Here is a 10,851-nt window from a genome sequence, read left to right as displayed (position 1 = left end):
ACTGTTTTTCATAAGCCACTGTAGCCTGGACGGCCACGTCCGGGTAAAATCAAGTTCGATTACACCCGGACGTGGCCGTCCAGGCTACTTAATAAAATACAAGATACAATCCCACCATTATGACAATCAGCGCAATCCAGGCTATCCAGACCCGTTGGGTAGGTTTCAGAATGGCGGTAGTTGTAGACGTAACGGGTGTGTAAATAGACGGATTTTTATCGAGTACTGAAATAAGAATCGCCTTGATCAACAATACCGCAAAAATGGCGAATGATAACAACAGATAGTGCGGCCAAAAAGGATATTCGTCGGGAGGTAGAACCCATAAATATAGAATGCCCACGCCCAGACTGAATGCCGAGCCTGCTGACAAAACGGTATTTACGGCTGTTCGGGTAGTACGTTTCCAGAAAACAGTCAGTAGAAAAACAACAGACAACGGCGGGGCAATGAACCCCAGCACTGACTGGAATACATCGAACAGGTTGAGTCCTTTGATGCTGTCAATGGCCAACGCCATCAAAATCGCGAATAAACAGCCTACCACAACTGTCATTCGACCTACTTTAATCAGTTGCTGATTGCTGGCGTTTGGGTTGATTTTTCGGGCGTAGACATCCATCGTGAATACCGTACTCAACGAGTTTAACGACGAGCCAATCGTACCCACCAAAACCGCAATCAGTACCACAATCACCAGCCCATTCATACCCGGCGGAAACAGGTTCGTAACCATCGTCATATAGGCTTCGGCGGGGTCGTTGAGGTTCGGAAACAGAATAAAGCAAAGAATGCCCGGCAGAATAAAGAGCGGCAGCGACAGGATCTTGAGCCAGCCGATGAAATTGACGCCCAATTGGCCCTGTTCCAGATTTCGAGCGCCCAGCACCGATTGTACCATACTTTGATCCGTACAGAAAAAGGCAATAGCGGCCACGGGATACCCTAGCAGAATAGCGGGCCAGGGGTACTTGGTATCGCTGGCGGAGTGAATCAGATTCCAGTAGCCAGCGGGCGCTTTCTGATAAACGGCTTCCAGGCCACCCACTTTATTGATGCCTAAAATCGTGAGTGTTAGTGAGACGCCGATCAGCAGAATCATCTGGAACACATTCACGCGGGCAATGGCTTTCAATCCGCCCGTGTACGCAAACAGGCCCGCAAATAGCACCAGTACAATAACCGATTGCCACATGGGAATGCCCAAAATCTGCCGAACCAGAAAGCCACCCGCAAACAACCCCAGCGATAACCATGAAATCAGGATTTTAATCAGCGCGTACCACGCCAGAATAGTTTGGGTAGATTCACCATAACGTTGCCCCATGAACTCGGGCATAGTTGATACGTTGGCGGCTAAGTACTTGGGCGCGAAAACAATGGCCAGCAGGAACAGAAATACGAACGCGTACCAATCGAAATTGATGGCCACAATACCCGTGCTATACCCGATGCTCGCAAACGCCAGCAACATGGATGGCCCTACGTTAGTCCCCCACATATTGAACCCAATGCTCGCCCAGCCCAGCGATTTATTTGCCAGAAACAGGGTTTCATCAGTGTGGCCTTTTTGCGGCTTACTCGCCCTATAGCCGATGATGGCTAGAATGACCAGGTAAGCTAAAACGATACCGTAGTCTAAGGCGGTTAAGCGATCAGTGATGTTGTTCATATACTAGGTGAATGGATAATGGATAATGGATAATGTATGATTGATAATGAGGGGCTTGCATTTCCATTTTACATTGTTCATTATCCATTATTCATTAATTTATGACAACCCATACTCTCTCAGCACATCCTGCACCTTCACGGGCTGGCCGGTTTGCAGAGACTTGTCCATCGACTGAAGCAGGGCCACGGTGCCGATGCCTTCTCGTATATCCGGGTACGCCGTTTGGCCGGATTCGAGGCAGGTGGCGAAATAGTCGAGGTAGTTCTGGTACTCGCCCGCATGATGGCTTTTGCCTTCAAACCGGAAGTAATGCTTCAGTTTGTGCTCCCAGGTTTGTACGATTTCCTCGCCCGTGCTGGTCGTGATGGCGTAGCGTAAATCCATGTAATCGGCCTGGCTGCATCCTTCGGTGCCGCGCAGAATACAGCTCATTTCGGAGTCGCGAACGTTGGGTTGAACGGGGCCAGTGTAGGCACCACTCACCCGGGCGATCCGTCCGTCGGTGGCTTTGAAAATGAAGTGCATGGTATCCACGTTTTTCAGGCCGCCCTTCCGACCGTTGGCGCTGAGCATGCCGTAGCCCATCACCTCCTCAATGTTGGGCAGATACCAGCGAATAAAATCGACCGGGTGACTGAGTCCACCGTACAACCATTTGAACGCATTTTCCAACGACCAGCCTTTGTCCAGGAACCAGCGATGGTCGGCGTGATAATAGCCTTCAATGGTGATCAGTTCACCGATTAGCCCCGCGTTAAAATCGGCGCGTTGCTTTTTCATCGGCTCAAAAAAGCGCGAACTCTGCCCAACAAATACCTTTTTACCAGTTTGTTCGCTGATGTCGATGAGTTCTTTTGCCTTCGATAAATCATCGATAAATGGCTTTGTACACACCACATGCTTGCCGTGAAGCATGGCCTGTTTGGTATGCTCCGCGTGGAATTTATCGGGCGTATAAATCGCGATGACGTCAAGGGTTGGATCATCGAGCAAATCCTGGTAGTTGGCCGTATAGTGTTGAAAATCAAACTCTTTGGCTCGTTGTTGGCACAGTTCGATTTTCTGATCGCAAACTTTCACCAACTCATAATTCGGGCTCGACAGTGCCGCTGACATCGTACTGCGCCCTTCGCCTAATCCTAGAATGCCTAATCGTAACATGGTATACTTGAATTTGAGGATTAACATTTTTTAAACACAGAGGCACAGAGAACACAGAAAAACAAAAGATAGAAAGGTGCCAATTAACATCTCTGTGTTTTCTGTTCCTCTGTGTTTAAAAAATCATCTAACTCTTTGAAAGTCACTCCACACTTCCCCCGGATTCGTCCCCGGAATCCCTTCCTGATACGTTTTCATTCGGGTATTCCACTCATCGACGCGGGGATTGTTTTCGGTGGTTTTGGGATTGAGTTTGTCTAGGCTTTCGCCTTTGGGAACGCTAATGACCAGCATGAGTTGCCGCCCGTTTCGGAATAGAAGCAGCTGCTGGAAATTGGCATTACAGAATCCTTTCGCCACTTCCGGCCATTTCTCGAACTGCGTGGCATGGTAGGCCAGATATTCATTTTGTAACTTCGGGTCAGCCACCAGATTGGCGGTGAGTATCGTGTGATCCCATTCCCCAGCTACCGGCCCGGTGGCGCAGTTGTTCCGGTTGAATTCGTAGAATAAATCGTAATAGGTCTTGACTTTCGCCGTTGGGAAAGCTCCTTTCAAGCGCTCACTCAGCACGAACACGTCCTGTACTCTATCGAAAATGACATAATGATTTTCCCATTGATAGAGCGCTTCTGGATTGACTTTAGAGCGAATCATTACCTCCTTTATTCGCTGTATATCAATAGGTTGTTTCGCATCGGCAACCAGCTCGACAATAACCGGATTTTCTTTATTAATGCCCCAGCGTGCGTCGGGTCTGACTTTGTTGTTCAGCAGGTATTGATACGGTGTCTGGAGACCTGCTTTTGCTTTAATGCTATCCGCTACCTGAGGGCCGTTATGCGACCAGACGTTGTTCGGGCCGTTGGCGTTTTGGAGGAATTTTTCGGAGGGCGTCCAGTTGTCTTTGATCGTGAAATACGACGAGCCTTCATCGGTATACAGATAAAACCAGTGGGCAGGCAGATGCGCATAAGGTGCTTTGTAGACACTATCGATATAATTCTCTGCAATAATTGAACCCGGTTGCGCCGACAGGGTATAGATGGCGGCTGCATCGTACATGTGTTTGGCGAAGTGGTGAATCTTGTTCGCCACCACTTTATTGTTCCGCATCGCGTTGATGGTTTTGGTCCATCCCCAGCCCATACTGATACCGCTATAGCCTACCTCGTTTATCTCATTATGCTCGATGGTAATGCCTCTAACATACCCCGCTCCAATGGCCACGCAGCCCCAGTCTTCGTTGGTTACGTTGGTAATCAGGTTGTTGCTGATGGTCAGGTTGCTGCAGACTTCCCGTTCATCGGTTGGGTTGTAGGGTAAGTGAATTTCAGTGGCTTCGTCGGCAAAAACACCTGCCTGAATGCCCGTGCCACCAATGTCGGTGAACAGATTGCCCCGGATGACATTGTCGTGAACGCCTTTGTGATAATCGAGTCCGGTTGCTGCCAGGTGCTCAAACCGGCAGTTTTCGAAGCCCGTATGATTGGCAAAGGAAACGTCCACAGCCGCTGCCGGACGACCGACCCAGGCCTGATTTTCCAGTGACTTTTTATCGGGCGTACCCGGAATTTTCAACTTATACGCATCCAGCATATACAGGCCCGCCTGATGCGGCACATGCCCCTGCTGCGACGGCCGCAACCAGCCCGAATGCTGGAATGATATGCCTTTGAACATCACGTTTGCTACCAGATGATCAACCGTTCCTGTCATGCGTACCAGCGTTTCGAGGTTTGGGGCAATCACCTGAGCCGTTGCCAGATTCTCGTTCGGACGGGGGATGTAGTAGATTTTTTTCGCTTTGGTATCCAGAAACCATTCGCCGGGCTGGTTCAGGAGTTGAATGGCGTTTGTCAGGTAGAAGGCAGAGTTGCCGGTTTCTTTCGAAAGCCAGGGCGAAGGCCACGGATGCTCGGATTGAATGCGACTTTCGGGTTGATGGAACCACAATTTGGCGCTATCTCCTTGCACCTCAATGCGTTTAATGCGAAGATTGGCAATCGCCCACCATTGATGGATGAGCATTTCCAAACCAACTGCTTTCGATAAATCACCGACTTTAGGCGCTGGAATCCAGCAGATTTGTTCCTGTTTATTCCACGATAAAATGCGATTCATCAACGGATAAGGCGTGTCTTTAGCGCGCGTTGCTTTAGTGCCATTCACCCATAATTGCCGAAATTCCAGAAGCCGCCCGCCCACGTTCGGCGCATCGGCCATCCAGACGTTTCCGACGGCTTCTTTGGGTAAACCAGGAATGGTGCCTTTTACTTTTTGCCAGCCAGAAATAGAAATACCCCCACTTAAAATGGGTTTTTCCGTCGGAGCGGCTTCGATTACCGTTGGGGCTGCTGGTGTTCCTGAATCTTCCGGGCGAATAAAAACAGGCTCATTTAACGCATAAAGCCCATTTTTTAGATAGATATGAGCGCCTGTAGCTATACTCGGATCGGCTAGCCGACGCAGTTCGCGGACCTTACGCAGCGCCATCTGCAAACTAGCCACCGGTTTTTCCTTCGACCCCGCATTCATATCCGACCCATCTGGTGCCACCCAGATTTCGGCCTGCTGCGCGAAGAGGAGCGAGGGTAGGAGGGTCAGGAGTAAGATGGCTAGGAGTCGGTTCATGTTAATTTCTAAAGTTGGAGCGTGGTGTCGGCGGGGCCGCCCGAGCGGTTCTTCAACCCGATACTGGGAGGTTTCTCAAAACCGACTTTGGCTTGTTCACGCGGTTTTGAGAAACCGCACAATGTCAGGTTTAGAACCTGACATCACTACTGCAAAAACGAAGTTCATTTACCCGAAAAATCAAAGTACAACGTCAATTCTTTGGCGCGGGCGGGTTCTTTTTCGTAGTCGTAAAAAATGTGTTTCATGCCCATTGGTCCTGTGGTTTCGTTGCGTTGTGTTTTTGTGCCGATACTGCTGATTCCCTGCATGAACGAAATATCGCCCGATGGGAACGTTGGTTCGTAATTGTGCCATTGGTCGGTTTTCCAGGCGGGGGTGAATAGCCGGAAGAAGACGTCTTCGTTTTCCGTGGCTACGGTAAAAGGTTGACCCGATGTTTCAAATCGGCACCAGTACATATTGGCGTGATAGCCTTTGAATTCGGGGTAAATAAACGGCGCTTCGCCTGTTTCTGAGTTGTTATACGCTTTGTTCCAGACGCCTAACGCTCCTCCTTTCATCCGGTTTTTCCAGACGCGATACGGGCCTTTCCCCATCCAGTTCACCGCTTTCATCTCCGATTCCGGGAACGAAAAATTGACCCCGTCCATCATCGTGAAATAGCCATCCGGGAAATACCGCACCCGCATTTTGACCCAGCCCGACGGGTAAATGGTCCATTGCAAGGTGTTGTAGCTTGATTTTCGGTCGAAGGTCGATTCGATGATGACGCTTTTGCCGTCGCTATGTTCGGTGAAGTTTTTGAAGTTATTCACGCCTTCCTGCAAAATGGGGCCGTTGGTGAACGGGATTTTTCCAGCGCTGTTGGCCACTTGTTTCAATAACCCGGTTCGTCTGCTGAATGTCAGTTGAATGCCGTTTGCCGAAACGGTATAGAGTGAATCGGTTTCAGTCATCGTGACGGTGCCGGTACCTTCCTTGCTGATGAGCGAGGCTGCTACTTTGTTCGGTAGAGAAATGGGGAAACTCCAGGTAAACAGCTCGCGTTTGTGTGGGTCGATGGCGGTGATGTATAGGAAATCGTAGTTCGCCCAATCGGTAGGCAGATTGGCTTTTAGGGCCCCTTTTTCGAAGGGCTTCAGATTGGGTGCCACAATCGAAAATGCCTTTTCTAGTGGTTTCGATGCATCGTACGGACCGGAGACCTTGACCAACTTTCCGCTAAACGAACACTGGTTTACGTTCGTGAAGTAATGGCGATTCTCAATCGGGAAACTACCGTCGAAGGCCGGGGTGATTTCCCGGTGCGCCAGTTTGATGGGCGACCATACTTCTTTAATCGTAAAAAAACTGCCTTCTTTTTCCCGATACGGACCGACAATGCCATCAGCACCCCGATTGCCGTCTGTATCAAGGGGGCCTTTGCCCTCATTTCGGTCGGTACGAACCACGCCCTGATCCGCAAAATCCCAGAGGAAACCACCAGCCGCCAGTGGATCGTGCCACATAGCTTCCCAATAATCGTCCAGGCCTGCCCCGTGGCCGCCATCGTACATGCCATGCAGAAATTCAGTCGGTAGGGTTATGGAATGGCCGTGGTTGTAGTTGCCAATGCCGTAGTTGTACTCCCGATAATGTTGGGTATCGAAGCCGCCGAAATCTTCCCAGGCATGGATCACGTGCCGTTTCTGAATATCCAGTTGGGCGAACAACGGGTCGAGTTCGTAATTGTGACCACCTTCATTCCCGTTGATCCAGAAAATAACCGATGGGTGATTGACATCGTGCGTAATAAGCTCTTTGAGTAATTTGGTGCCGGTTGGCGTATCGTAGTGACCGTGCCAACCCGCTAATTCATCGAACACGAACAGGCCCAGTGAATCGCAAACGTCCAGAAAATGATCGTCGGGGGGATAGTGAGACATCCGAACGGCGTTCATGTTCATGTCCTTCATCAGGTTCACATCCAGGATACTCAGCTTCTTACTTAACGCCCGACCCGACGATGGCCAGAATGAATGCCGGTTGACACCCTTGAGCTTGATTTTCGTGCCGTTCACGTAAATGCCATCCCGTTGCTTTACCTCCACCGTTCGGAAACCAAATGACTTCGTCAGCGTGTGAATCAGCTTCCCGTTCTGGGTTAGGCTGAATGTTACTTTGTACCGATTCGGCGTTTCGGAGGTCCACAGAAGTGGATTTGATATGGATTTTGTAAGTGTTGCTAATTGGCTTCCGGTGCCAGTTTTTACCCGAAACGGCGTACCTACTTTGTGGCCTGAAATTGTATAGATCTGAGCCGAAATATCTGTTGTTTTACCGCTTGTGTTGAGCTGAAGTTGGGCGGTAAACGTGCCGTTCGCTTTAGCATCGATCGCTACGTTGGCGATGTGTTCGGCGGGGAGGGCTTCCAGATAAACGGGCCGGAAAATGCCACCAAAAATCCAGAAATCACCTTTTCGTTCGGCTTCATTTACGGACTGATTTGACGAGTGTTTCGATACCGTAGCTTCCAGTAAATTGCCTGATCCATAGGTCAATAAATTCGAAATGTCGTACTTGAATGCGTAGTATGAACCCTGGTGGATTTGCCCCGCCGACTTGCCGTTTATCTTGACTTCGGTGTCGGTCATGGCTCCTTCAAACACAAGGTTGATGTGTTTGCCTTTCCAGGATGCTGGTACCTGAAATTCATATTTGTATAATCCCTGCTCTTTCCCCCGCGAGCTATCTTTGGCGAAACCGTAATTGTATTTGCCAAACCCCTGCAACTCCCAGTTCGACGGTACTGGAATGGTTGTCCACTTCCCCGAATTCTGCCCAGCCGTGCAATAGAATTGCCAGTTTTCAGTAGTGGAGTTCCCCGTGCCCGACAGGTAGCGTTTTTCCGTTTGCTGGGCTAACGTGAGCTGAGTTAGGGAAAGAAGGAGAGCTATTAAAAGACCGTATTTCATTTTTAAGTCAGGCTTGAGATTCCTCCCTACGGTCGGAATGACAACAACTTAGTACTATTTCAACAACCCCTTCAAAACCCTCTTCTTCACCTTAAAAATCGTCCCATGTTTATGGCCTTCCGGGATTGCCGTTTGGGCCGAAACATCGGTGAAGGTTTTGAAATCGTGGGTCTTTACGGCACCGTATTTTTTGTCCTGGTACGAGTCGAAATAGATCAGCCAATCGTTGCCTACCTTGGCGACCGACGGGCCTTCGGTGAATTTCGTTGTGAAGGGTTCCGACACATTGGTGTAAGGGCCGGTTGCGTTAGTTCCAAAGGCTACTTTTAGATTCCGCTCCGGACGCGTGTTGTCTTTCAGAACCAGCACATAATCAGCGGATTTACGCTTTACAATTACGGTGTCGATGACACTGAATTTGGGGTCGAGAAAGAGTTTAGTGGGGGAGAAGGTTTTGAAGTCTTTGGTGGTCGTGTAGTACATCCGATGGTTGTTCTTTTCATCCTCGATTCCCCGCTCGAATCGGCCCGGAATGGTGGAGGCCCAGATGATCACAAACTGGTCAGCTTCGTTGTCGTAAAACAGCTCGGGAGCCCAGACATTTACAGTTGTGGGTTCGTGTTCCATCACCGGTAAAAACCGTTCCTCCGACCAGTGAATCAGATCGTTGGAACTGGCGTAGCCGAAGCCTTTGTCGTCCTTCCAACTGCTTGTCCAGACCAGATGAAATGTACCATCTTTTCCTTGTGCAATAGACGGATCGCGCATCACCTTCTGATTGCCGATTTCGGGTTTCAAAAAGGTGCGATTCAGGTCTGTCCAGTTGTAACCGTCGTAGCTATACAACAGCCGAAGCCCCTCGTTAGCGGGTTCATGGAACGAGCTGAATAGATACACCGACTTCGAGCAGGAACTGAAAGCGAGTAAAACGATAAAGGCGCAGATAAGTCGGTTCATTTTTTCTGAAGGACTAGTACCCAGTCATTACCGGCTTTCGGTTCGGCGGGTGGGTTGAATTCCTGAATGCCTTTATTGGCAACATCCCCAATAGCGGTCGTTTTGCCATCACGCGGGTTGAACCAGGATGCAGTTACGCTATCACCCGGAAGTTTGCCCATGTTCAGCTTTATGTTCCGGCCGGTGTAGGTGTAAATGAGCGCGTAATCGGCTCCCCGGCTGGCTACTAAATAATCATACTGTTTGTCCTGATTCGCAATCAGCGACTGGTCGGGGACGCGGTCGAAAAAGGAATAGGCTAATAGTAGATTTTTCAGGTGAATCATCTGTCCGGCACCAGGGGCGTCGATGGCTTTGTCCCAGGTTTCAATCGGGCCGAAGGACGTTTTTTTGTCGCCCTTTTTGTACATCTGCATCACTGAATTATGCCCGTAGGTATACCCAAATGCACCCGCCAGCACCGACCAGTATCCGTATCTGCGCACATCGTCGGCCGTCCAGCGGGGCAGATTCACATCGTGTAATCCGTGCGGAATGCCCTCGTATGACGGTTCGCCGTCGATGGTTGGCTTGGTGGGCTTAAGCGCTAAATCAGCTTGGATATACCGCCAGTTATCTTCGCCATAATGCAGGGTTTCTTTGGCCGCCGTATCCTGAGCATAGGTCTTATGGCCCGACTGCACCATGTTGAAATCCAGCCAGTTTTCGTTGTGAAACCACTCCGATGACGATGATCGGCCGCGCGGGTGAAACGTAATTAAATGCGTTGAATCGATCTTATTGATCGTGCTGCCAATGGTTTTCCAGACCTCCAGCGAGTCACTGCCTTTAATGTCTCCGCCATCGAGCCAGATAATATTCGGCCGGTTTTTGTAGCGATTGGCCAGGAATTCCGCGTATGTTTTTCCCTGCTGCTGATTGACTCCTCCCTTTTTTACATTGTTACCCCAAACCGGAACCAGCGCCATGTAGATTCCTTTTTCGGCTGCTTTGTCAACCACAAAATCAACGTGATCCCAGAAATCGTATTCAGTTGAATCGCTGAACGAGGTCCCTTTTGTGAGCAGGGGAGTGGCTACATTTTTAGAAATCAGGGCCGAATCACCATAAGCATTTGTGACATCGAGTGTGTGCAACACCATCACCTGAATGACGTTAAAGCCTTTTTGCTTCCGGTTCTCCAGATAGGTTTCAGCTTCTTCCCGCGTCAACTTCCCGAAAAGCAACCAACCCGTATCGCCCAGCCAGAAAAACGGTTTGTTGTCGCCAATGGCCAGAAATCGACTGTTCTCCGATACCGCAAGCTTGTTGGGATCTGATACGTTTTCATTCGTTTTACAAGCAATGATGGCACTAGATAAAAAAGCGAAGAGAAGTAGTCGTTTACGTATCAGGTTTAGCATGTACAAAGAATGAATTTTTCTGTGCTGAGAATGTGTATGATTTTTTCGGCGCTCTGTATGATTT

General features: G+C 49.5%; 6 protein-coding genes. All 6 read right to left on the bottom strand.

Features of this window, described 5'->3' with window-relative positions; all coding sequences use genetic code 11:
• Positions 1 to 88: 88 nt before the first annotated feature.
• A complete protein-coding gene (locus EXU85_RS19225; RefSeq protein ID WP_142773642.1) occupies positions 89 to 1,672 on the bottom strand; it encodes a sodium/solute symporter in 1,584 nt (527 codons plus the stop codon).
• A 99-nt stretch (positions 1,673 to 1,771) separates the two neighbouring features.
• Positions 1,772 to 2,863 carry a Gfo/Idh/MocA family protein gene (locus tag EXU85_RS19220; protein ID WP_246859156.1) on the bottom strand — a complete coding sequence of 364 codons (1,092 nt, stop codon included), beginning with the start codon at positions 2,861 to 2,863 and terminating at the stop codon, positions 1,772 to 1,774.
• A gap of 96 nt (positions 2,864 to 2,959) precedes the next feature.
• A complete protein-coding gene (locus tag EXU85_RS19215; RefSeq protein WP_142773640.1) occupies positions 2,960 to 5,470 on the bottom strand; it encodes an L-rhamnose mutarotase in 2,511 nt (836 codons plus the stop codon).
• Positions 5,471 to 5,634: 164 nt separating this feature from the next.
• Positions 5,635 to 8,427: a glycoside hydrolase family 2 TIM barrel-domain containing protein gene (locus EXU85_RS19210; RefSeq protein ID WP_142773639.1), complete on the bottom strand. Its 2,793-nt coding sequence runs from the start codon at positions 8,425 to 8,427 to the stop codon at positions 5,635 to 5,637.
• Between the two features lie 54 nt (positions 8,428 to 8,481).
• Complete coding sequence (locus tag EXU85_RS19205; RefSeq protein ID WP_142773638.1) at positions 8,482 to 9,384, bottom strand: glycoside hydrolase family 43 protein; 903 nt, start codon at positions 9,382 to 9,384, stop codon at positions 8,482 to 8,484.
• Positions 9,381 to 10,787, bottom strand: a complete 1,407-nt coding sequence (locus EXU85_RS19200) for a glycoside hydrolase family 140 protein (protein WP_142773637.1) — start codon at positions 10,785 to 10,787, stop codon at positions 9,381 to 9,383. Before EXU85_RS19200 ends, EXU85_RS19205 begins: the two co-directional genes overlap by 4 nt.
• Positions 10,788 to 10,851 lie beyond the last annotated feature (64 nt).

It is taken from the genome of Spirosoma sp. KCTC 42546 (assembly GCF_006965485.1).
In the GTDB taxonomy this organism is placed as follows: Bacteria; Bacteroidota; Bacteroidia; order Cytophagales; family Spirosomataceae; genus Spirosoma.
The sequence above is the reverse complement of the archived record's forward strand: the minus strand, read 5'-3'. Positions and strand labels throughout refer to the sequence as shown.

Bases quoted from the DNA above. Each gene is read 5' to 3' on its own strand.
- EXU85_RS19210 (WP_142773639.1), bottom strand. From the start codon at position 8,427: ATGAAATACGGTCTTTTAATAGCTCTCCTTCTTTCCCTAACTCAGCTC.
- EXU85_RS19200 (WP_142773637.1), bottom strand. From the start codon at position 10,787: ATGCTAAACCTGATACGTAAACGACTACTTCTCTTCGCTTTTTTATCT.
- EXU85_RS19215 (WP_142773640.1), bottom strand. From the start codon at position 5,470: ATGAACCGACTCCTAGCCATCTTACTCCTGACCCTCCTACCCTCGCTC.
- EXU85_RS19220 (WP_246859156.1), bottom strand. From the start codon at position 2,863: ATGTTAATCCTCAAATTCAAGTATACCATGTTACGATTAGGCATTCTA.
- EXU85_RS19225 (WP_142773642.1), bottom strand. From the start codon at position 1,672: ATGAACAACATCACTGATCGCTTAACCGCCTTAGACTACGGTATCGTT.
- EXU85_RS19205 (WP_142773638.1), bottom strand. From the start codon at position 9,384: ATGAACCGACTTATCTGCGCCTTTATCGTTTTACTCGCTTTCAGTTCC.